Annotated in this window: 21 protein-coding genes and 1 pseudogene; 9 read left to right on the forward strand and 13 right to left on the reverse strand. The window is 66.0% G+C overall.

From position 1 onward, the window contains the following. Window positions 1-4: 4 nt before the first annotated feature. Together AL755_RS10205 and AL755_RS22405 are read right to left on the reverse strand one after the other, a co-directional pair. Window positions 5-907, reverse strand: coding sequence for an NADP-dependent oxidoreductase (locus tag AL755_RS10205; RefSeq protein WP_054010910.1), 903 nt, complete (start codon window positions 905-907; stop codon window positions 5-7). Between the two features lie 67 nt (window positions 908-974). Further along, window positions 975-1,322, reverse strand: coding sequence for a UBP-type zinc finger domain-containing protein (locus AL755_RS22405; RefSeq protein ID WP_082369082.1), 348 nt, complete (start codon window positions 1,320-1,322; stop codon window positions 975-977). Between the two features lie 92 nt (window positions 1,323-1,414). On the opposite strand from AL755_RS22405, the gene AL755_RS10210 reads away from it, so the two are divergent. After that, window positions 1,415-2,668, forward strand: a complete 1,254-nt coding sequence (locus AL755_RS10210; protein WP_054010911.1) for an epoxide hydrolase family protein — start codon at window positions 1,415-1,417, stop codon at window positions 2,666-2,668. Here AL755_RS10210 and AL755_RS10215 read toward each other — a convergent pair. Next, entirely contained in the window at window positions 2,665-4,107 is a 1,443-nt protein-coding gene (locus tag AL755_RS10215) for an MATE family efflux transporter (RefSeq protein WP_054010912.1), read from the reverse strand. The two genes, AL755_RS10210 and AL755_RS10215, sit on opposite strands and share 4 nt — an antisense overlap. 95 nt (window positions 4,108-4,202) lie before the next feature. Then, window positions 4,203-4,637 (reverse strand): MarR family winged helix-turn-helix transcriptional regulator, encoded by a 435-nt coding sequence (locus tag AL755_RS10220; protein WP_107503836.1) that lies wholly within the window; start codon window positions 4,635-4,637, stop codon window positions 4,203-4,205. Between the two features lie 159 nt (window positions 4,638-4,796). Here AL755_RS10220 and AL755_RS10225 point away from each other — a divergent pair, with 159 nt between their 5' ends. From AL755_RS10225 to AL755_RS23610, 3 genes are read left to right on the forward strand one after another with little or no spacing between them, the layout of a single operon-like run. Further along, entirely contained in the window at window positions 4,797-5,078 is a 282-nt protein-coding gene (locus AL755_RS10225) for an aldo/keto reductase (RefSeq protein ID WP_337589585.1), read from the forward strand. 57 nt (window positions 5,079-5,135) lie between these two features. Further along, on the forward strand, window positions 5,136-6,284 hold the full coding sequence (locus tag AL755_RS10230) for a glycosyltransferase (RefSeq protein WP_082369086.1): 1,149 nt from the start codon (window positions 5,136-5,138) through the stop codon (window positions 6,282-6,284). A 5-nt stretch (window positions 6,285-6,289) separates the two neighbouring features. After that, the gene (locus tag AL755_RS23610; RefSeq protein ID WP_192841667.1) at window positions 6,290-6,454 is read left to right on the forward strand and encodes a hypothetical protein; all 165 of its coding nucleotides are present in this window, start codon (window positions 6,290-6,292) and stop codon (window positions 6,452-6,454) included. Window positions 6,455-6,521: 67 nt separating this feature from the next. On the opposite strand, the gene AL755_RS10235 is transcribed toward AL755_RS23610, so the two are convergent. Both AL755_RS10235 and AL755_RS10240 read right to left on the reverse strand, forming a co-directional pair. Further along, window positions 6,522-7,556, reverse strand: coding sequence for a hypothetical protein (locus AL755_RS10235; RefSeq protein WP_054010915.1), 1,035 nt, complete (start codon window positions 7,554-7,556; stop codon window positions 6,522-6,524). A gap of 341 nt (window positions 7,557-7,897) precedes the next feature. Continuing rightward, window positions 7,898-8,599 carry an SCO1664 family protein gene (locus tag AL755_RS10240; RefSeq protein WP_054010916.1) on the reverse strand — a complete coding sequence of 234 codons (702 nt, stop codon included), beginning with the start codon at window positions 8,597-8,599 and terminating at the stop codon, window positions 7,898-7,900. Between the two features lie 294 nt (window positions 8,600-8,893). Here AL755_RS10240 and AL755_RS10245 point away from each other — a divergent pair, with 294 nt between their 5' ends. Continuing rightward, window positions 8,894-10,282 (forward strand): sigma 54-interacting transcriptional regulator, encoded by a 1,389-nt coding sequence (locus tag AL755_RS10245; RefSeq protein WP_054010917.1) that lies wholly within the window; start codon window positions 8,894-8,896, stop codon window positions 10,280-10,282. A gap of 27 nt (window positions 10,283-10,309) precedes the next feature. Next, window positions 10,310-12,316: a vWA domain-containing protein gene (locus AL755_RS10250; RefSeq protein WP_054010918.1), complete on the forward strand. Its 2,007-nt coding sequence runs from the start codon at window positions 10,310-10,312 to the stop codon at window positions 12,314-12,316. A gap of 1 nt (window position 12,317) precedes the next feature. Here AL755_RS10250 and AL755_RS10255 read toward each other — a convergent pair whose 3' ends face one another. The 7 genes and pseudogenes from AL755_RS10255 to AL755_RS10285 form a co-directional block, all read right to left on the reverse strand. Beyond that, window positions 12,318-12,929 (reverse strand): TetR/AcrR family transcriptional regulator, encoded by a 612-nt coding sequence (locus tag AL755_RS10255; protein ID WP_054010919.1) that lies wholly within the window; start codon window positions 12,927-12,929, stop codon window positions 12,318-12,320. Window positions 12,930-13,076: 147 nt separating this feature from the next. Next, window positions 13,077-14,078, reverse strand: a complete 1,002-nt coding sequence (locus AL755_RS10260) for a 5-oxoprolinase subunit C family protein (protein ID WP_054010920.1) — start codon at window positions 14,076-14,078, stop codon at window positions 13,077-13,079. Beyond that, entirely contained in the window at window positions 14,075-14,602 is a 528-nt protein-coding gene (locus tag AL755_RS10265) for a carboxyltransferase domain-containing protein (protein WP_160318885.1), read from the reverse strand. The genes AL755_RS10260 and AL755_RS10265 overlap by 4 nt, the downstream gene beginning before the upstream one ends. Next, window positions 14,566-14,811: a carboxyltransferase domain-containing protein gene (locus AL755_RS23495; RefSeq protein WP_054010922.1), complete on the reverse strand. Its 246-nt coding sequence runs from the start codon at window positions 14,809-14,811 to the stop codon at window positions 14,566-14,568. Before AL755_RS23495 ends, AL755_RS10265 begins: the two co-directional genes overlap by 37 nt. 16 nt (window positions 14,812-14,827) lie before the next feature. Then, a pseudogene (locus AL755_RS24570) lies at window positions 14,828-15,633 on the reverse strand (LamB/YcsF family protein). Window positions 15,634-15,734: 101 nt separating this feature from the next. Continuing rightward, the gene (locus AL755_RS10280) at window positions 15,735-17,084 is read right to left on the reverse strand and encodes an MFS transporter (RefSeq protein WP_054010923.1); all 1,350 of its coding nucleotides are present in this window, start codon (window positions 17,082-17,084) and stop codon (window positions 15,735-15,737) included. A 311-nt stretch (window positions 17,085-17,395) separates the two neighbouring features. Next, window positions 17,396-18,031: an RraA family protein gene (locus AL755_RS10285; RefSeq protein ID WP_054010924.1), complete on the reverse strand. Its 636-nt coding sequence runs from the start codon at window positions 18,029-18,031 to the stop codon at window positions 17,396-17,398. A 210-nt stretch (window positions 18,032-18,241) separates the two neighbouring features. Between AL755_RS10285 and AL755_RS10290 the strand changes: the two genes are divergently transcribed. The 3 genes from AL755_RS10290 (at window position 18,242) to AL755_RS10300 (ending at window position 21,144) form a co-directional block, all read left to right on the forward strand. Then, window positions 18,242-19,051, forward strand: coding sequence for an SDR family oxidoreductase (locus AL755_RS10290; protein WP_054010925.1), 810 nt, complete (start codon window positions 18,242-18,244; stop codon window positions 19,049-19,051). Between the two features lie 37 nt (window positions 19,052-19,088). Next, window positions 19,089-20,273 carry a pyridoxal phosphate-dependent aminotransferase gene (locus tag AL755_RS10295; protein WP_054010926.1) on the forward strand — a complete coding sequence of 395 codons (1,185 nt, stop codon included), beginning with the start codon at window positions 19,089-19,091 and terminating at the stop codon, window positions 20,271-20,273. 70 nt (window positions 20,274-20,343) lie between these two features. Further along, entirely contained in the window at window positions 20,344-21,144 is an 801-nt protein-coding gene (locus tag AL755_RS10300; protein WP_054010927.1) for an isocitrate lyase/PEP mutase family protein, read from the forward strand. The last annotated feature ends 46 nt before the right edge of the window (window positions 21,145-21,190 follow it).

Here is a 21,190-nt window from a genome sequence, read left to right on the forward strand (position 1 = left end):
CGGCCTAGCCGAGCAGCAGCACGAGCTTCCCGCGCACCAGCCCGGCCTCGCCCACGCGATGTGCCTCGGCGACGTCGGCCAGGGGAAACGTTTGCCCCACCGGGAGCGAGAACCGTCCCGAGCCAATCAAATCGGCGGCCAGGGCCAGGGCATAGGTGGCGCGGCCGGAGTCGCCCCGGCTGAACCGCACTCCATGATCCCGCGCCCCGGCAAAGTCCGCGATCGTGATGACGTGCTCCGCGCCGCCCGCGAGCTCGATCAGTTCGGCCAGGACGCCGCTTCCGGCAACATCGAGCGCGAGGTCGACGCCGTCCGGAACCATGGCCCGGATCCGCCCTGTCATGCCCTCGCCGTAGGCGACGGGTTCGGCGCCCAGCCCGCGCAGGTAGTCGTGCGTGGCAGGGCTGCCCGTTCCGATCACCCGTGCGCCGCGCACCAACGCGAGCTGGACCGCGGCGCTGCCGATGCTCCCGGAAGCGCCGTTGATGAGCACGGTGCTGCCATGCCCGACGCCGAGCTGGTCAAGCGCCCTTGCCGCGGTCTCGACGGCGGCCGGCAAAGCCGCGGCACCGGCGAAGTCAAGCAAGGCAGGAATCGGTGCGTAGAAGTCCAGCACGGCGAGTTCGGCTTGGGCGGCACCTCCGCCGCCGATCCCAAACACCCGGTCGCCAACGGTGACGTCAGTGACTCCCGGACCGAGCTCGTCAATGATGCCCGCAGCCTCATATCCCATGGTCTGGGGGAGGTCCTGGTCCATCAACCCTTGGCGCTTCTTCCAGTCGCTGGCGTTGATGCCGGCGGCGCGCACCGCAATCCGGATCTGGCCGGGGCCTGCGTGCGGATCGGGAAGATCCACCAACTCCAGGACCTCCGGCCCTCCGAACCGCCTGAACCGGGCTGCCTTCATGGCTTGCTCCATTCCCGACCCGCAGGTCGATTGTCGCCGGATTGGGTCATGCCGGGCCCGCGCCCGGCTAATTCAGGTGGTTGGCCCAATCGTCGGGGACCCGGGCGGCGGGGCCGGGTGTCGATTGATCAAGCGGGCGGTTGTCGGGTGGGAGCAGGGCGGGCCCGTCAACGTAGTCGGATTCATCGTAGTTCCAGAACCAGTCTTCGCCCGGTTCAAAACTCCGAATGACCGGATGCCCGTTGGATAGCGCATGGGCCGAGGCATGTTGGGACGGTGAACTGTCGCAACAACCAATGTGCCCGCACTCGGCGCAGCGGCGAAGATGCAGCCACCACCCGCCGGCGGCCTCACATTCAACACACCCGGTTCCGCTGGGCGGAACAGCGGGATCGATTCCAACCTTGTCATCCATTTGGCCATCTCCCATGAAGTTAACACTCATCCGGATGCCCACACTTTACGCCCGTGCGGGTGCTGGTGGACCGAAATTGGTAGAGTCGCGGCATGAGCGCAGGCGTGAACGCATTGCCACAAACCCCGATTGCCGTTGCGGACAAGGTCCTGGACGATCTGCGAGCGCGGCTGCGCGCGACGAAATGGCCCGATGATGCAGGGAACGACGACGGCCGGTACGGGGTCCCCGGTGCCCTGCTCCGTGATTTGGCCCGGTACTGGGCCGAGGAGTATGACTGGAGGGCCGCCGAGCGGGCGATGAACGCCTATGAGCACTACGAGGTTGAGGTGTCCGGCACGAAGGTCCACTTCATGCGCAAGCCGGGCGTCGGGCCCAACCCCACCCCACTGATCCTCAGCCACGGGTGGCCCTGGACCTTTTGGCACTGGTCAAAGGTCATCGACCGGCTGGCCGACCCGGCCGACCCGGCCGCCTTTGGAGGCGACCCGGCGGACGCCTTCGAGGTGATTGTCCCTTCGCTGCCGGGGTTCGGGTACTCGACGCCGACCCGGCCGGACATGAACTTCTGGAAGATCGCCGACGTCTGGCATGAACTGATGACCGGGACGCTCGGCCATGCCCGGTATGCCGCGGCCGGCTGCGACGTTGGCGCCCTCATCACGGGCCAGCTCGGCCATAAGTACGCCGACGAGCTGTACGGGATCCACATTGGCTCAGCCCTCAAGCTCGACCCTTTCACCGGCGACCGTGCCTGGGACTATTCCGGCGGCAAACCCATCCCCACCGGGCTGCCCGAAGACCAGCGTCTGAGGGTGATGGAGTTCGACCGGCGGTTCGCCGTGCACCTCGCCGCGCACATGCTCGCCCCAAGCACGCTTGCCTACGGCTTGGCCGACTCTCCCGTAGGCATGCTGGCCTGGATCCTGGAACGATGGATGCACTGGTCCGACAACGACGGCGACATCTACTCCGTCTTTACCCGCGACGAGCTCCTGACCCACGCAACGATCTACTGGACCGGCAACGCCATCGCCAGCTCGAGCCGCACCTATGCCAACAACAACCGCTACCCCTGGACGCCCTCCCATGGCCGGACGCCGGTCATCGAGGCGCCCACCGGGATCACGTTCGTCGACTATGAGAACCCTCCGGGAATCCACGGCCCGGAAGAGCGCATCGAAGCGTTCCTGGCAAGTGACCGTGCGGACTGGTACAACCACGTCAACATCGCCGCCCACCCCCAGGGCGGCCACTTCATCCCCTGGGAGATTCCCGAACAGTGGACCGCCGACCTGGTGAGGACCTTCACGTCGCGGCGCGGCCGCTCCGCTGGGGGTGCCTAGGCCGCAGCCTCCTCGAGCACGGCCTCCGCCCGCTCGGGGCTGCCTTCGGCGAGGCCGCGGTCGATCGCGCGGCGGGAAGCCAGCCACATCACCAGGCCGGTGGCGAGCACGGCTACCTCGGTGACCGTCAGCGCCCAAATGATGCCGGCAAGGCCGAACCAGAGGTTGCCCAGGAGCACCACGGGGATGAACAAGACACCCTGCGTCACCGACATCACGGTTGCCGCCATGGCGCGTCCCGTGGCTTGGAACAGCGAGGTGATCAGGCCTGTGAATGCATTCGCGATCATTGCCACGAGCTGAGCCGTGAGGACAACGACGCCGATCGTCAGGACCGAGCGGTCGGCAACAAATGCGGTGAATACCTGGTCGCGGAAGATGAACACGACGGCGGAGGAGAACAGTGCGATGCCGCCCACCGCGACCGCGGACTTGCGCAGCGCCGAGGAGAGCCGGTTCTTATCGCCCTTGCCGTAGGAGTAGGCGAGTAGGGGCAATACACCAAAGGTGATCCCCATGATCAGGAATTCCGGGACCTGGGCGATGCGGACGGCAACCCCCATGGCGGCGAGTGGGCCGTCGCCGTACGCGGCGGCGAGATTGTTCAGGACCAGGGCGGTGACGATGAGGAAGGCGGACTGCAACAAGGTGCCGACACCCACGCCGAGGACCGGCTTCACCACGGACCCGGCAAGCGTGAACCATCGGGGTGCAAGGCTGACATGGTCGCTGTTTCCGGTCAGCCAGGCGGCAAAGTAGATGACCACCGCAAGGTTCGCCAACCCCGTTGCCAGGGCGGCTCCGGCGACTCCCCAGTGCAGCACGAGGATGAAGAGGACATCAAGGATGAGGTTGACGATGGTTGAGGCGATGAGCCCGACCATGACTTGCCGGGCGGCCCCCTCGGCGCGGACCAGCTGCTCCAGGCAGACCGCGGCGGCGAGTACCGGCACGAAGGCGAGCAGGACGCCCACGAAAGCGCTGGTGGCGGGTACGGTGTCGGCGTTCGCGCCAAGCAGGGACACGAGTGGTTTTAGCAGCAGCAGGCCTGCGCCGCCGATCACGGCACCGGTGATGATCGATCCCCAAAAGGAGAACGACGCCACGCGCTTGATCCCACCGGCCTTGGCGGGATCGTGTTCGGCTGCGCCCAGCAGCCGGGACATGAGGGCACCGCCGCCAACGCCGAAGACGTTGCCGACTGCCATGACCAGGCCAAGGATGGGGGAGCCGAGGGTGATCGCGGCAAGCAGCACGGTGTTGTGCAGCGACCCAATGAATCCGGCGTTGATGAGGTTGTAGACGGCGCCGACAATCATCGCGGCCGCCATGGGCACGCAAAGGTGGACCAGTGCCCGGATGATTGGTGCATTTGAGAGGTACCAGCGGTTGGATCCGATGTCCGCCGCGGGTACTTCCTGGGTTGTTGGGGTGTTCATGGCAGCTCCTTTTGGGCAGACTCGATCGCGCACCGTCGAATGCCGGTGCGGCGAAGAAGAGGTTCTTGATGTGCGGCCGGGCCGCACGGGGGTTGCTACCGGCTAGGTTGCGGCAGCTCCGCGGTGATCTTGGCCAGCAGCGCGTGGAGGGCGGTCCGCTCATCCGTATCCAGCGGGGTGAGGATCGACTCTTCGGTGCCTGCCATTGCGGTGTCGAAGCCACTGATGAGTTCGACGCCGGCGGGTGTGGCGTAGACGCGTTTGCTGCGTTCATTGCCCGCTTCGGTACGGCGCTCAACGAGGCCGCGGGTCTCGAGTCCCTGCAGGAGGCTGGAAACACTTGCCGCCGTCGTGCGCGTCACCTTCGCGATATCGCGTTGGATCGCACCGGGGTTTTGGACCAGGTAGCCGAGCACGAAACTCTGGGGGTGGCTGAGCTCGCGCTCACGGATCCAGTCCTCGCCGGCCTTCATCTGCGCCCACCCCACCCAACGCATCAGTTCGAGGGTTGAGCGGAGGGGCTTGTCCATCTGGTTCATGCTATGAACTCTAACTGTTTGAATTCTAACTGTCAACGATCTAACTGATTCTCGGGGTGCGGCCGGCCCGCTGCCGGATCCTTTCCCCCGAAGAGTTTCCGTCGGGGATGGCCAATCCGTCGGGGGCATCCGGGCACATAACGCGCAGCGATGGAGAACCCCATGCAGTGCCGCAACCTCGGACGAACAGGCATCAAGGTCAGTCCCTACGCGCTCGGCGCGCTCCTGTTTGCCACCCAGGTTGGGAACCCCGATCCCGGGGACTCGGTCCGGGTCATTCACAAGGCGCTCGACGCGGGCATCGACCTTGTCGATACGGCCGACGCGTATGGGGATTCGGAGGAGGTGGTGGGCCGGGCACCGGATCCGCATCCGGAGGTGATCTTGATCCAGTGCTGCGCCAGTCCTGAGGGTTTCTTGTCCGTCGGTTAAGGTGCCGCTGCCATAGTGGGAAATGGCAGCAAAACCAAACCCAGGAGGAGGATCCAAATGCGCAACAATCAGAGTGTGGAAGCCCGGATTCTTCCCGGTGTGACACCGGATTCCCACCCCGCAGGCGCAGGCGGTTCGCACCGGGCCGACGGCGGCGTAGTCACGGTTCTGGTGCCTGCGCACAATGAAGCCGAGGCAATCATCGAGACCCTCGAATCGCTGGCTCGGCAAACACGCCGGCCGGACCGGGTTATCGTGGTTGCCGACAACTGCACGGACACCACGGAGCAGCTTGCCCTCGGCCACGGGGCGGAAGTAATCCGGACAGAGGGCAATACGGACAAGAAGGCCGGCGCCCTGAACTTCGCGCTCGAGGGACTCCTGGCGGATGCCGCCCCGGACGATCTGATCCTGGTGCAGGACGCCGACTCCCAATTGGCGGGAAACTTTATCGAAAACGCCGTCCGCCACCTGAGCGCCAACAACAAGCTCGGCGCCGTCGGCGGCGTGTTCAGCGGAGGTCCCGGGGGTGGTTTCGTCGGCCACCTGCAACGCAACGAATATGCCCGGTACGCCAGGGATGTCAAGCGCCTCCACGGCCGGTGCCTCGTCGTCACCGGGACTGCCGCACTGTTCCGGGCCGAGACGCTGCGGACCGTCTCGGCAGCCCGGATCGAGCAGGTGCTCCCGGCAGGGAATGGTCGCGGCGGGGTCTACGACACCTCCGTCCTGACGGAAGACAATGAACTGTCGTTCGCGCTGCTGACCCTGGGCTATCGCATCGCATCCCCCTCCGACTGCACGCTTGTCACCGAGGTGATGCAAAGCTGGCGGGAATTGTGGGCCCAGCGCCTGCGCTGGAAGCGCGGCGCCGTGGAGAACTGCGTCCAGTACGGCTGGACCAGGATCACGCGCCCGTACTGGGGCCGGCAGATCCTCTCCATGGTCGGGGTCCTTGTCACCATGGCCTACTTGGGGTCCATCGCCTTCACCCTGGGAACAGGCCAGGGACTGCACATCAAGGCCTTCTGGCTGGCCGTCACGGGCGTGTTCGTGCTCGAACGCATCATCACCGTGCGATACCGGGGCTGGAAGTACATGCTGTTGGCGGCCACGATGTACGAGACGGTGATCGACCTCTTCCTGCAGGCGGTTCACGCAAAGGCCTACGCCGACGCACTCTTCAACAAAAAGAAAGTTTGGTAGCGATCATGTACAACAACCCGGTAGTTCCCGTGGCCGCAGGAGTAGGTTCGGCGGCGCTCGCCATGACCGGCGCCGGCCAGTTGTTCTGGTACGTCCTGGCGGCCTTCGCCATGGTGGCGCTCGGCATGGCCGTCAAGCGCATCATCCCGGTGCGCGCAGAAAAGCCGTAACCGCAGACGTGCGGCCCGGTGGCCGGGAACCGGGGAGTCATCCCAGGTTCCCGGCCACCGCGGCCGGCTAGGTGATGGGTGCAGTAGCCGCCGAATACTTCGTCACCGTCGTATACCCGGCCTTGGAACCTGTCACCGCCACCGTGATGGTTTTGGCCTGGTCCGCCGTGACGAGCTTGTAGCTCTTGCCGGTGGCGCCCGCAATGGCAGTTCCCGAGCGGTACCACTGATACTGCAAGGAGGTCCCCGTGGTCCAGGTGCCGGCATTTGCCGTCAACGTGGACCCGGTCCGCAAAGTCCCGCTGATGGTCGGTGCCGGGGCGGTCAGCGTCCCGGGCACGGCTCCCGCCGGAGTGAACGAGAAGTCCCGAATGATGACACTTTCGGGCGCAATATGCGCCGGGTCGCCGCCACCGCCGCCGGTCACCCACAAGTTGAAGTGGATGGCCTCCTTGGCGGGCACCGGCACCGTGGAACCTTCCATGACCGTCCGCTTCAACAACGTCCCGGTGTCGCCCGTGCCGGAATACGTTTCAAAAGTGATCTTGCCAGGTTCCCACACCATCTTGTGCGTCAGCACGACGTCGTTCGTGACGCCAAAGGTGACGGTGCTGTTTCCCTGTCCGGGCGGTTTGGTGGCGTCAAACCAGTAACCGTGACCCTGGGTGACCGGCCAGGATTCGCCGTAGGCAGCTCCGCCGCCCCAGGCGGATGCTTCGCAAAGATCAATTTCATTGAAGCCGGGTGAGGCATCTGGATCATAGGTGAAAAGGCATCCCCACACGACCTCCTTTTGGAGCAGGCTGACATTCTTTTCAACCGTGGTGCTGTACGTCCCGTAACCGAACCCCTGCCGCGTCGACTGGAATTCCGCACCCGCCGGCGCCGAACCGGTCGGGTTGGACAACGCCATGGTCACATAGCCGTTCGCATCCGGGTTGCTGACGTTGGCCGCATCAAAACTCTGGTTGTACTGCGGCGCTCCTCCCCAGAACCGCTTCTGCCAGTTGAAACCCTTCCAGGAGAAACTGCCCACAGGTCCGGGATCCTCAACAGTGACGGCCGTGCCGGCCGCATGGGAGGGAACCGTGCCGGCCAGCATGCACAGGCCTACGGCAACTACGCAGCTCAGGAGCTTCCTCCGAGCTGAAAATGAACCGAGTCCGGGCGGCCTCGGCGTGCCCGTGGTGGGGAGAAAGACAAAATCCGTTCGTGACATAACAAGACCTCCGCTGTTTGGCACCCGGCGGCCATGCCGGCCCCGGGCCCGGCAAACCCAAAGTGCGCGGTTTACCCCCATGGTAAAAGCCCTAGCTTGTGCCCGGGCTTGTGCCGCATGCCCCACCCAAAGCATGCGACTCATCGATTATGGGACACTCCGGATGATTTGGGGTAGCAAATTCGCCGTTGATGTGAAAGAACTTCCGGCCTACGGGCCGGCCTCTACACGAGGGGCCACGGGTAACGCCTGCCGGTGCGGTCGATTGGCAACACGCCCTGGCGCAACAGGCGCTCCGCCCGGCGTCGAAGTGCCGTGACTTCCGCCCCGTCGAGGAGTTCGGCGAGATCGTCGGGGACGGCCTCGGCGATCGGGGCGATATCCGCCAGCAAGGCACCCGGGATGGGATCCCCGGCAAAGTCCCAGATGACGGTGCGCAGCTTGAATTCGGCGGCGAAGCACAAGCCGTGGTCGATGCCCCACACCCGCCCGTTGCGCCCGCGCACCACGTGCCCGCTCTTGCGGTCGGTGTTGTTGGCAATGCAATCGAAGACGGCGATCCGCACCAGCTCGGGATGGGTTTCGGGCGCATCGTCGTAGAGGGTGAAATAGTGCTCACGCCCGTCGCCCTCGATGAACCACTGCAGCGAACCAACGCCCAGGGGTGCGTCCTCCCGGATCACCGTCGGCGGGACGATTCCCCAGCCCAAATGCTTACTGAGCAGGTACGCGGCGCGTTCCCGCCGATGCAGTCCGGGTTCAAAGTCGAACAACGGCCGTTCCCCGGACTCCGGCTTGTAAACCGCCCATGCCGCATCCTCCCCGAGTGAGATCTGGGCGAGGTAGCTTGCGTTGCTGCTGTGCTCGATGCGTCCGGCCAGTTCGATCCGGCCCTCAGACAGCAGCGTCAGCTTGCGGCCGGGCACGATCCACCCCGTCTCACGGCGCCCTCTGTCCGTGCAAGGGTTCCTGGGTCGAATTCACCATGAGGACCGACGACGCTCACGCCATGGGCGGCGCACAGCCCCTCAAGCGCGCCAACCATCCGTGTTTGCATCTGCGGGAAGCTCTCACCGCAACGCACCGGCAGGAGCAGCGTTTCGGGTTTCGGCGGCGCTGCCATAGTTTCAGTCATCACCCTCCAGACTAGGCCGTTCTACGCCCTTTCGGGCCGGACTTCAAGGCTGGATTCGCCACCAGTTCCGGACTACCGTGGAGACGTGAGCGATCGCCCCGAAATTCTTACGGTTGGTGAATTGCGTGCCTCCGGGCACGTCCACAAGGGCCTGCACCAGGAGATTCGCGAGAACCTGCTCGCGGCCCTTGCCGCGGGCGTTGACCCGTGGCCGGGCATATTCGGATTCAGCCGGACCGTCCTGCCGCAACTTGAACGTGCCCTGATTGCCGGCCACGACTTCGTGCTGCTGGGCCAACGCGGGCAGGGCAAGACCCGGCTCCTGCGAACCCTTGCCGGGCTCCTTGACGAGTGGTCGCCCATGATCGAGGGATCCGAACTGAACGAGCACCCCTATGACCCCATCACGGAGCAGTCCCGGGTCCGTGTACTGGCCGAGGGGGACCGGCTGCCCGTGGAGTGGCGGCACCGCTCGGAACGCTACGTGGAGAAACTTGCGACACCCGACACCTCCGTCGCCGACCTGATTGGCGACGTCGACCCCATGCGCGTAGCCGAGGGGCGCCGGCTCGGTGACCCGGAAACCATCCACTACGGCCTGATCCCGCGGTCGAACCGGGGCATCGTGGCCATCAACGAGCTGCCCGACCTCGCCGAGCGGATCCAGGTCTCCATGCTCAACGTCATGGAGGAGCGCGACATCCAGATCCGCGGCTACGTGCTGCGACTGCCGCTGGACGTCCTGGTCGTCGCCTCCGCCAACCCCGAGGACTACACCAACCGCGGCAGGATCATCACCCCGCTCAAGGACCGGTTCGGCGCCGAGATCCGCACCCACTACCCCGTGGAGCTCGACGACGAGGTTGCCATCATCACGCAGGAGGGGCAGCTGGCCGCGGACGTACCGGCCGTGATCGTGGAGATCCTGGCCCGGTACACCCGCTCGCTGCGGGAGTCGCCCGCCGTGAACCAGGGCTCGGGGGTGTCCGTCCGCTTCGCGATCGCCGGCGCGGAGACCGTGGCCGCGGCCGCACGCCGGCGCGCCACCGTCCGTGGTGAGACGGACGCCGTCGCCCGGATCGTTGACCTGGCGGCCGCCGTGGATGTCCTGGCCGGCAAGATCGAATTCGAGGCGGGGGAGGAGGGTCGTGAACAGGACGTTTTGGAGCATCTGCTGCGCATGGCGACGGCCGAGGCCGTCAGGTTGCACTTCCGCGGCGTCGACTTCGGGCCGCTCGTGGCGGCCTTCGACGGCCGCCGGACCGTGACCACGGGAGATGCGGTCACCGCACGGGAGTTCCTTGAGGACCTGCCGTCACTGAATGGCTCGGGCCTCTACGACGAGATTGGCGCCCGCCTCGGCGCGGGCAACGACGGCCAGCGCGCCGCCGCCATCGAACTGGCGCTCGAGGGCCTTTACCTGGCCCGGAAAATCTCCAAGGACTCCGACGACGGCGAGCGGATCTACGGCTAGGCCCGGGACCGGAAACAGGCAGCAACGATGAGTAGCCACAGCGGATCGAACAGGTACGGCCGCTATGCCGGCGGGCCGGACCCGCTCGCGCCGCCGGTCGATTTGGCCGAGGCCCTCGACGCGATCGCCGAGGACGTCATGAGCGGATACTCCCCGCAACAGGCCCTGCGGGAGTACCTGCGCCGGGGCACGGGCAAACGTGCCGGGCTGGACAACCTGGCCGGGCGCGTCCAGCAGCGCCGCCGGGAACTGCTGGGCCGGCACCAGCTGGACGGCACACTCAACGAGGTCCGGAAACTTCTTGAGACGGCGGTCCTGGAGGAACGTAAACAGCTGGCCCGTGACGTCGCGATGGACGACACCGATAGGGCGTTCCGGGAGATGGAGCTGGCGAACCTTCCCCAGTCCACAGCGGCGGCAGTCAATGAGCTTGCCAACTACGATTGGCAGTCAAGCAGCGCCAGGGAGGCCTACGAACAGATCAAGGACCTGCTGGGCCGCGAGCTCCTCGACCAACGGTTCGCCGGCATGAAGGAGGCACTGGAAAGCGCCACCGCCGAGGACCGCGCCGAGGTCAACCACATGCTGGCGGACCTCAATGAGCTCCTCGGCAAGCATGGGCGCGGCGAAGACACCGACGCCGACTTCCAGGAGTTCATGGACCGGCACGGGCAGTTCTTTCCGGAGAACCCGCAATCCGTCGAGGAGTTGATCGACGCATTGGCGCAGCGGGCGGCGGCGGCCCAGCGGCTGATGCAGTCGATGTCCGCGGAGCAGCGTGAGGAACTCATGCGGCTCTCCGCCCAAGCGTTTGGCTCTCCGGAGCTCATGGGCCAGCTCGAGCAGCTGGACGCGAATCTGCAGGCGCTGCGGCCCGGCGAAGATTGGTCGGGGTCCGAACGGTTCAAGGGTCAGGAGGGGCTTGGGCTGGGCGACGGCACCGGTGTGATCCAGGACCTTGCCGAGCTCGACCAGCTAGCCGAGCAGCTCGCCCAGAACCACAACGGTGCGGGCCTGGATGACCTTGACCTGGACGCCCTGGCCCGGCAATTGGGCGAGAAGGCCGCGATCTCGGCCCGCAGGCTCGCCGAGATCGAGCGGGCCCTGCACGACGGCGGCTATCTGCGCCGCGGCGGCGACGGCGAGCTGCGGTTGTCGCCGTCGGCCCTGCGGCGGCTCGGGAAGTCACTGTTGCAGGATGCCGCCCGGCAGATCTCCGGACGGCAGGGCAGCCGGGACACCCGCAGCGCCGGGATGGCCGGCGAGCAGACGGGCGCCAGCCGTGAATGGCAGTTTGGGGATGCCGAGCCGTGGGATGTCACCACCACGATGGTCAATGCGATTCAGCGCACGATCGCGGCCGGCGGCGATCCGCGCCACGGCCTGCGCCTCGCGGTGGGAGACATTGAGGTCAAGGAAACGGAGGCCCGCACCCAGGCGGCCGTGGTCCTGCTCGTCGACGTGTCGTTCTCCATGGCGGCGGAGGGGCGCTGGGTGCCGATGAAACGCACCGCCCTCGCCCTGCACCAGCTGGTGACGACGCGGTTCCGCGGCGACCGGCTCCAACTCATCACGTTCGGCCGCTTCGCCCAGTCCATGGATATTGGCGAACTCACGGCGCTGCCGTCCCTGCGGGATCAGGGCACCAACCTGCACCACGGGTTGTTGCTCGCCAACCGATTCTTCCGTCAGTATCCGACGATGGCGCACATCCTCCTCGTGGTGACCGACGGCGAACCCACCGCGCGCCTGGCCGCGGACGGCGAAGCGCTGTTCGACTGGCCGCCGGAGCCGGAGACCATCCGGGTCACGGTGGCCGAGCTCGACCGGCTCGGCCGGGCCGGCACCCAGGCCACGTTCTTCCGGCTTGGCGACGATCCCGAGCTTGAACGCTTCCTGCAGCGGGTGTCGCGCCGCATCGGTGGCCGCGTGGTCTCCCCGGACACCGGGGACCTTGGCGGCGCCGTGGTGGGGGAGTACCTGCGCGCCCACTTCCACCGATATGAGGGCGACGACGCCGGTTGGGCCCCGTAGGCTACCCGGCCTTCTTTCCGGCAGCCCAGCCGCCGAGCGCACCCTTGAATGTCGCCATGAGGCGCGCGCTGGCCTGGGCCGGGCTGAGCCCGAGGGTGTCGATCAGGTCGAAGATTTCGCGGGGGTCGAAGAGAATGTTCCACAGGAACATCGCCTCGTCGCCGAGCTCGTCCAATCCCAGTTCGGCCGCGGCCTCCCGGAGCGGACGGTCCAGGGCGTCCGCCTGGACCTGGAGGTACGCCGGACGCTGCCGAAGCCGGGCCAGGTATCCCTCCGGAGACCTGGTGTGGACCATGGCGGCGCCATTCTTGACGACCAGCAGCACCCACTTCAGGCTCACGGCCTCCAGGAGCGGCAGCCCGTTGATCGTAAGTTTCTGGCTGTACTCGCTCAGCTGGAGTCCGACGTCGTACCGGTAGGCGGTGAGGACATCGGCGACCGAGTTGAAGTGGCGGTAGGCGGTGGCCGTGGAGATCTCTGCATGGCGGGCAAGGTCCACCATGTTGATGGGACCGTCCATGGTCGCGAACAGTTCCCCGGCAGCACGGATGAGGTGTTTGCGGTTGCGTTTGGTGTCGCTTCTGACCTTGCCGGTCACTGGTGCTTCGGTCATTGGCCCCAACCCTGCTTGTTCGTGGTTCCCGTCGAGCCCGGTCCCGTTGCCGGGAAGGCAACGTCCGGGGCATCCTCATTTGAGAATACGTTCGCAGATAGGCGCCGTCAACTCGTTGCCGGCGGGTTGCCCGACTGCGATTTCGGGTTACGCCGCCGCAACGGTCATCGGCAGCCCGGCGGCGGTAAAGGCGCTCCGCACGGCATCTTCGAGGACGTTCAATTCGTGTTCCCGGTACCGAAGCGCCCGGATCGCGTCCGCCTGCCGGACCCAATTGAAGGTCAGCCGGCGCCCGGGACCGGCCTGGCCCAACATGGACTGGGCCGCCGTCGTGGCAAAGGCGACGATGGGGTAGCCGGCCGTCAGGGTCCGGTAACGGCCCAGGATGATCAGCTCGTCGGAGTGCGGGATCTCGATCGCACCGACCGGGACGCCGTGGGAAACAATTTCGCCCAGGCCCTGGGGGTGCAGGACCGGCCCGTCAAGCCGAAGGCCGACATGGTCGGACCGGCCCCCGACCGTGTACATGGACGAGGCCATGAGTTCCCTGATCCCCGGCGTGGCCGCCATTTCCGGCCCCTCGACGACGTCGACCGTCCAGATCCCACTCGAGATGGTGGGGATCGGCACCGGCAGCCGAAAAAGCATTTGGTCAAAATAGGCGTGCGAATAGCCGCTGTTTGCCGTCTTGAGCGTGACCGTGTCCCCGGCGGAGAGCTTTTGCCCGAAGCCCATGCGGGCATCGGGTGCGCAGCTGCCCATGAATCGTTCGGAGCCGATCGTGCCGGCCACGGCCAGGTACGAACGGACTCCCTCGGCGGCATTCGAGATGGTGACCTTGGCTCCCGCCGGCACCCGGGTCGGCGTCCAGAGCGGAGCCGTGCAGCCGGCGACGGTGAATTCCGCGGGGGTGCCGGTGACGGCGATGAGGATGTCGCTGTCCGGGACGAAGGAGAAACGCCCACCCATGATTTCGATGCATGCCGCGTCGCGGGGGTTGCCGACCAGGATATTGCCGACAGTGGCCGAATGCTGGTCCGCGGCCCCTCCGCTGGGAACACCGAGGGCCTCGGCGTTGTGGCGCCCAAGGTCCTGGTAGGTGCTGAGCCAGCCGGACTCGGCAATCGTGAGGGCTACGAGTCTTTTCACGGTGTTTCGCCTTTCACGGGGCGGAGGAATCGGCCCTCGTAACGGGCCCACTGCAACGGTCCGATGGCCGTGAAGCTCACTGAATCGCCGGCAGCGTAGGTGATGGCCGGTTGTTCCGCGATGTCGCAGATGCGCAAGGGGGTCCGCCCGATGACCTTCCACCCGCTGGGGCCGGGGAAGGGTTGGATGATGGCATTGTTCCCCGCCACCATGATGGAACCGGCGGGGACGTTTGTCCGGGGCAGGGCGCACCTGCTGACGGGTGCCGGAAAATCGACACCGTCCATCATGGGGGCCATGGCCGCGGCCAAAAGGCTGATTCGCAGCGATGAACCGGTGAACACCCTGATGACATCCTCCGGCGCGAGTCCCAGTTCGCCCGCCACCTCGGCCAGGTCGGGTGCGAATTCCTCCCGGAAGTCCACGGGGATCAGGAAGGTGTTGGCCTCCCGGACGTCACCGGAATCCTGGTGGTGTGCGTCGATGATCAGCCCCAGCACCTCCGCAAGTTGTCGGGGCGCCACTGCCAGGGGTCGAACTCGATGAGCAGGGACTCCAACCCGGCCACGGCGTCCCGGACTCCGAAGGGAAGCCGTGGGAGCAGCGCGGACCGCACGGTGGCGATGACGGTCCGGCGTACTGCCTGGCTGTCGTCGCGGACGGTCAGCATCATGGCGGAGTCGCCAAATTCGTGCATGGCAAGGGTGGCGGCGAGGGAGGTGGAGGTGGCCATGGCGGATCGTCCGGTACTAGGCGGACGCCGCGACGGCGGCCTTCTCGGCGAGCACTTCGCGCAGCCCGACGGCGGCAATCCCGGCATCGCCCAACGCCTTGCGCAGGGCCGTTCCGTTGCGGAGCACGTCCGGGTGGTCGCCGTGGAGCAGGACGACGTCGCAGTCGTGGCCCAGCGGGACCACCTGACCGGACACCGAGCGAACAGTGCCGTCCTTAACCACCTGGACCACGCGGCGGCCGATTTCCTCGGGGTCGTACAAGAGGCCGCCCTCCGCGGAGCGGGGGACCGGCATCCCGTCCTCGCCGTATCCGCGGTCGGCAAGGAAAACGTAGCCCACCTGGAGCCCGCGCGCCCGGGATTCGTCGGCGAGGACGCCATTTTGGCAGATCACCACATAGGAGGAGTCGTAGGCGGCCACGGCGTCGGCAATGGCGCGGGCGTGCTTGGGATCCGTCTGGGCGATGCTGCCCATACGGCCGTGGGGGCCACATGGCTGATGGTGCCGCCGTGGACCCGGGCAAACGCATCCAGTGCGCCGATCTGGTAGAGCACATCGGTGCGGATCTCCTCCTCCGAGGCTTCGATCAACCGGCGGCCGAAGCCCACCAGGTCCGGATAGCCGGGATGGGCGCCCAGTTCGATGCCCCGTTCCACGCACTCCCTGACCGTGGCGTCCATGACGCGGGGATCGCCGGCATGAAAGCCGCAGGCGATGTTGGATGCAGTGACGAGCCCGAGGAGGGCCGCGTCGTCGCCGATGGTGTAGTTTCCGTAGCTCTCGCCGAGGTCGGCCACGACGGCTACTGAATTGATTCCCACGTTGTTACTCCCGGGTGTTTGATGAAGTCCCGCAAGGGGCTTCGAATGGTTCGGATTGCTGTGAGGAGGGCGCCCCGGGTGTCGGGGCGCCCTCCCGGGCTTTAGTGTGAGCGTAGTGCCTGGCCCTTGGTTTCCTTGAGGAAGAAGATGGTGGCCAGGGTGATGAGTGCGGTGATGATTGACGCGTAGGCCGGGACCATGGAACTTCCGGTGGACTTGATCAGCTCGGTCATGACCAGTGGGGCGCTGCCGCCGAAGATGATGGTGCTGATGCTGAATCCGATGCTGTAGGCGCTGTAGCGCACCGTGGTGGGGAACAGCTCGGTCAGTACGGTGTGGACGACGGCGGCATGGCCGGAGAACGCGACCGCCATCACCGCTGCGCCAACCATGGCCAGACCCATCTGGCCCGTAACGATGAAGGTGAACATGGGGTAGGACACCGCGGCCATGGCGATGGCGGAGAGCGTGAGCACGGGCTTGCGGCCGATCCGGTCGGACAAGCGGGCCATGAGCGGGATGGCGACGATGATGGTGACGAGCCCGACCGCCGTCACCATGAGCGCCTGGACGCTGCTGAAGTTGTGGCCGTTGCCCAGGGACGTCTTCAAGTAGGTGGGCATGTAGGCGAACAGCAGGTAGTAGCCGGGGCCGTTGACCGCGGGCAGGAAGATGGTGATGGCGATCGCCTGCAGGTGCCGCTTCGAGGTGAAGACCGCCTTCAGCGGGTTGCGTTCAACCTGGTTGCGTTCCCGAAGTGCCGCGAAGTGCGGGGTGTCCTCCATGCGGCTGCGGATGAAGAAGCCCACGTAGCCCAGCGGCACCGCAACGAGGAACGGGATACGCCATGCCCAGGCTTCCATGGTGGCATCGCCGAGGGTTGCAATGAGTGCGGTGGAAAGCAGGCTGCCAAAGAGCAGGGCCGCGAAGGAGCCGACGGCGATAAAGCTCATGGAAAGGTTGCGGGTCCGGTTGGGGGCATATTCGCCCACGAAGGACATTGCACCGGCCACCTCGCCACCGGCGGAGAATCCCTGGAGGATCCGCAACAGGATCAAGAGGATCGGGGCGGCGATTCCGATGATCGCATGGGACGGGATCAGGCCGATGGCCGCCGTTGATGCGCTGATGAGCAGCAGCAGCGTCGAGAGCAGTGTCTTGCGCCCCATCTTGTCGCCGAGGTAGCCGCAGATGACGCTGCCAAAGGGGCGGGCCAGGAAGCTGACCAGGAAGCCGATGTTTGTGAGCAGGAGCGACCCGACGTCCTTGGAGCCCATGACGTTGATGGCCAGGTAGGTGGTTAGCAGGCCATAGATTCCGTAGTCGTACCATTCGACGAACGAGCCCATGGCTCCGGCGATGGTGGCCTTGCGGACAACCTTGCCGTCGGCGGTGACGACCTGGATTTGTTCGGTGTCCAGGGTGCCGGTCCCGGGTTTGATGCTGGTCATGGCGGCCTCTCGAAGATGTAGGTGCTGTGCCGGTTGCGGCAAGCTGTGCGGTTGGATCGAGCCTTCCTCATTCGTCCCCACGTTCTGGGGCCGCACGTGCCGGCTCTGATTCGCTGCGAAGGTGAATGGTGAGATTCCAATCACATATGAGAATTGTGTCTCGTTTCATAATTTCCGTCAAGGGCTTTCCCGCAAAGGTTTGTTAACTCTGTGTTAACTCGATTTTGGGCGGCGGGCAAGGGGAAGCCCGGCAGTGCCAACCATCAGGGTGGGTGGCGCTGCCGGGCCTCGGTGTCGCGGACGGGGTGGGGCTAGGCCAATTGGTGCCGCATGGCTTCGACTTCGGCATCCTTGCTTGCCTCGAGCTCAACAATCTTCGCCACTTCCGCCAGGACTTCGGTGGCGCGGTGCAGGGGAATGGCGATGACGCCGTCGTCGTCGGCGGCGACGATGTCACCGGCATTGATGACGATTCCGCCGATGGCCACGGCTGCGCCAATGGTGCCCGGGCCGTGCTTGAACGGTCCGGCCGGCGTCAGGCCCCGGGCAAAGACCGGGAAGCGCAGTTCCTCTATGATGGCGCGATCCCGGACGTAACCGTCGATGACGGCGCCAACGGCTCCGTGGAAATCGAACCGTTGTGCGAGGTTGTCACCCATGATGGCGCGTCCGTTGTAGCCGAAGGCGTTGATGACCACTATGTCTCCGGGGCGGATGTGGTCGAGTGAGTCGATGACTGCCATATTGTCCCCGGCGACGGTGAGTACGGGGAGGGCTGCGCCGACGGCCCGGGCGCCGGCCCAGATTGGCGTAATCCCGCCGTCGACGATGCCCAGGCGATCCATGGCGTCGCCGAGGTTGGCGACGGAGCAGTCCCGGAATGCCGCCAGCAGTTCGGGGGCGGGGCGGTTCCATTCTGACGTGACGCGGATATTGTCGGTAGTCATTGCGCTTCCTCTTTCAAGTGGGTTTTGAGTATCAAATGAGATGACTTTCGCATTTATCTCCTCAAGTGTGCGCCTTCGGAAGCAATGCGGCAAGGGGGAGTAGGTCGGCGCCGGCGGCGGGGTGGGACTATTGACGGCCTCGCGATAAGGTGAGAAAGTATTCTCATATTAGTATCGTGTGTCACATCAAATCTGGAAAGCAGGACCATTATGGGAGCTTTAGACGGCAAAGTAGCCATCGTGACGGGTGCCGGGTCCGGAATAGGGCGGGCGAGCGCGGCGCAGCTCGCCGGCGAGGGTGCCACGGTGGTGCTGGTGGGCCGCCGCCTGGAGATTCTCGAGGCTGCAGCCCTCGAGATCAACCAGGCCGGTGGCAATGCGTTCGCACGGGCAGCCCACATCGAAGCCAAAACCGACGTTGAGGAACTCATTTCCTGGGTGGCCGGCACGCTCGGACCAGTCGACATCCTGGTCAACAACGCCGGGAGCGCCAGCAAGGTCCTGAACGTCCGCTGGATCAGCCAGGAAGAGTGGCAACAGGTCATTGACGTGAACTTGAATGCCGTCTACCTGCTGACCCAGGCCGTCCTGCCGTCCATGCTTGAGCGCCACACCGGCACGATCATCACGATCTCCTCACTCGCGGCCGTCAATCCAAACCTGCTGGGTGGGGCTGCCTATGGTGCCGCCAAGGCTGGTGTCCGCAACTTCATGACCTACCTGCACAACACCTTCCGCAACGACGGCCTCAGGGCCATCACGATCCTTCCGGGCGAGACCAGCACCCCCATCATGGACAACCGGGCCAGGCCCCCGAGGGAGGACGAGCGGGCCAACATGGTCCAGCCCGAGGACATCGGGCGTGCCGTGCACCTCGTGGCAACCATGCCGCAGCGCACCGTCGTCCAGGAACTGACCATCGCCCCCACCTTCCAGCGCGACGTTTCGGGCGACCTCGACATCAGCCGCTGGGCCGGGGCCCCGCAATCCGTGCTTCCGGCAGCCCCCGCCGAAGACTGACACGCCACCTCCACGCACCATCTAAGTCAGGATCCAGATGACCCGCTTTCCAGCACCAGTCCAACCGTCCTTTCGCCCGGCCGATGCCGTCCAGCGGGTGCAGCGCACCTCGCGGCGCGTGCAACAGCCCCAGTCCACCGCCGACCTGGTCTCACTCGCCATGGGGGAGCCGAACTTCGACACGCCCGCACAGGTTGTTGCCGCAGCTGCCGAGGCATTGCGGGCCGGGCACACCCACTACTCTCCGACGATCGGCGAGAAGGCGCTGCGGCAGGCCCTGGCGGAGAAGCTGCAACTTCTCACGGCCGAGGACGTATCAAGCGAGGACGTCCTGGTGACCCACGGCGGCACGGCCGGGCTCGCGGCGGTGATTCTCGCCGTCGTCAATCCCGGGGACCGCGTGGTGGTTCCGGACCCCACCTATTCCCTCTATGCCGACCTGGTCAGCATGGCGGGGGGAGTGCTCGTGCCCGTACCCCTGGCGGCGGACCTGCATTGGGACCTTGGGGCGTTGTCCTCGGCGTTGGTTGACGCGAAGCTCTTCGTGTTCTGCAACCCGTCCAATCCCACCGGGATCGTCCACAGCCGCGCGGAGCTGGAAGCCCTGGGCCGGATCCTCGAGGGCACCGACACGCTGGTCCTGTCCGATGAGGCCTATGGCGACCTAGTCTACACGGCTGAGCCGTTTACCTCGGCCCTGGAAGTCCCGGAACTGCAGGGGCGCACCATCTATTGCCAGACCTTTTCCAAGAGCTATGCCATGACGGGTTGGCGGGTGGGCTATCTTTGGGGACCGGCTGAGGTCATTGCCGCCACGGCCCGGGTGCACGGCACATTCAACGGTTCGGTCAACACCGCCAACCAGCTGGCCGCCCTCACGGCGTTGCAAACGTGCGCTCCCGACATCGCCCGCATGCACGAAGCCTATGCGCGACGTCGCCGGCTCATGGTGGACGGGCTGTCGGGGATTGCAGGATTGAGCGTTGGTACGCCGGAGGGCGCCTTCTACGTCTTTCCGCGTTACGACTCGGCCCTGACCTCGGAGCAGATGGTGGCCCACCTGCGGGACCACGGCGTCGCCGTCCGGCCGGGCGGGGAGTTTGGCGCAGCCGGCGAGTTCCATCTCCGGCTTTCCTACGCCGCCAGCGAGGAAGCCATCGTGGAGGGGGTCAAACGCATTGCCGCCGGGTTCGCCGCACTGCGCCCGGACTCCGGGTCGTAGCCGGCGCCGGGGTTACGTTCCCTCGGCGGAGCCCGTACGGTTGGGGTGAGAACAAGGGATGTGAGCTGCAATGAACACTTTTCGCGAACTCCACCACTGTGCTGGACCCCTGGTGCTGCCGAACGCCTGGGATGCCGGATCCGCCCTGGCTTTCGCACACGCCGGCTTCCCCGCGGTGGGAACCACGAGCTTCGGGGTGGCCGCCAGCGCCGGCCGGCCCGACGGCGGCCACTCCACCCAGTCCGCAACCCTCGCGCTCGTGGCGGCGCTGCGCGCCCTGCCCGTCCATGTCACCGCGGACATTGAAAACGGGTACTCCGATGACCCCCGGGAGGTCTCGGATTTCGTGGCCGGGCTGGCGGAGCTCGGCGTCGCCGGGGTCAACCTGGAGGACAGCGCCGACTCCCGCCTGGTGGACCCCGCGGCGTTTGCAGCCAAGGTAGCGGCGGTCAAGGACCGCTGCCCGGATATGTTCGTCAACGCCCGGGTCGACAACCTGTGGTTTGCCCAGGAGGCCACCGTCGAGGCCGTCCTGCTCCGGGCCCGCCGGTACGCCGACGCCGGAGCCGACGGGATCTTCGTTCCCGGCCTCGCCGCCTCGGAGGACATCGAACGCATCACCGCCGCGATTGCGCTGCCGGTCAACGTGCTGGCGCATCCCACGCTGACGGTTGCCCGGTTGGGCGAGCTGGGGGTCCGGCGGGTCAGTTCGGGATCCCTGCCGTACCGCGCCGCGGTGGACGCGGCCGTCAACGTCGCGACCGCCCTGCGCGACAACGGGCAGCTTCCGGCCGCCACGCCCTATTGGGAGATGCAATCACGCCTCATCGAGTTCAACGAGGCCCAAGTTAGTGGGGACGCCGGCAGCTGACGGTCCGGCCTGCCCGCCAGGGAATATCATTGTTCCCAAGCGGTGA

Origin of the sequence: Arthrobacter sp. ERGS1:01 (genome assembly GCF_001281315.1) — a bacterium.
In the GTDB taxonomy this organism is placed as follows: domain Bacteria; phylum Actinomycetota; class Actinomycetes; order Actinomycetales; family Micrococcaceae; genus Specibacter.

Coding starts and splice junctions, on each gene's coding strand:
- AL755_RS10300 (WP_054010927.1), top strand. CDS start 20,344: ATGAACACTTTTCGCGAACTCCACCACTGTGCTGGACCCCTGGTGCTG.
- AL755_RS10220 (WP_107503836.1), bottom strand. CDS start 4,637: ATGGACAAGCCCCTCCGCTCAACCCTCGAACTGATGCGTTGGGTGGGG.
- AL755_RS10215 (WP_054010912.1), bottom strand. CDS start 4,107: ATGAACACCCCAACAACCCAGGAAGTACCCGCGGCGGACATCGGATCC.
- AL755_RS10295 (WP_054010926.1), top strand. CDS start 19,089: ATGACCCGCTTTCCAGCACCAGTCCAACCGTCCTTTCGCCCGGCCGAT.
- AL755_RS10250 (WP_054010918.1), top strand. CDS start 10,310: ATGAGTAGCCACAGCGGATCGAACAGGTACGGCCGCTATGCCGGCGGG.
- AL755_RS10290 (WP_054010925.1), top strand. CDS start 18,242: ATGGGAGCTTTAGACGGCAAAGTAGCCATCGTGACGGGTGCCGGGTCC.
- AL755_RS10225 (WP_337589585.1), top strand. CDS start 4,797: ATGGAGAACCCCATGCAGTGCCGCAACCTCGGACGAACAGGCATCAAG.
- AL755_RS22405 (WP_082369082.1), bottom strand. CDS start 1,322: ATGGATGACAAGGTTGGAATCGATCCCGCTGTTCCGCCCAGCGGAACC.
- AL755_RS10230 (WP_082369086.1), top strand. CDS start 5,136: ATGCGCAACAATCAGAGTGTGGAAGCCCGGATTCTTCCCGGTGTGACA.
- AL755_RS10255 (WP_054010919.1), bottom strand. CDS start 12,929: ATGACCGAAGCACCAGTGACCGGCAAGGTCAGAAGCGACACCAAACGC.
- AL755_RS10280 (WP_054010923.1), bottom strand. CDS start 17,084: ATGACCAGCATCAAACCCGGGACCGGCACCCTGGACACCGAACAAATC.
- AL755_RS10285 (WP_054010924.1), bottom strand. CDS start 18,031: ATGACTACCGACAATATCCGCGTCACGTCAGAATGGAACCGCCCCGCC.
- AL755_RS23495 (WP_054010922.1), bottom strand. CDS start 14,811: ATGGCCACCTCCACCTCCCTCGCCGCCACCCTTGCCATGCACGAATTT.
- AL755_RS10210 (WP_054010911.1), top strand. CDS start 1,415: ATGAGCGCAGGCGTGAACGCATTGCCACAAACCCCGATTGCCGTTGCG.
- AL755_RS10205 (WP_054010910.1), bottom strand. CDS start 907: ATGAAGGCAGCCCGGTTCAGGCGGTTCGGAGGGCCGGAGGTCCTGGAG.
- AL755_RS10235 (WP_054010915.1), bottom strand. CDS start 7,556: ATGCTGGCCGGCACGGTTCCCTCCCATGCGGCCGGCACGGCCGTCACT.
- AL755_RS23610 (WP_192841667.1), top strand. CDS start 6,290: ATGTACAACAACCCGGTAGTTCCCGTGGCCGCAGGAGTAGGTTCGGCG.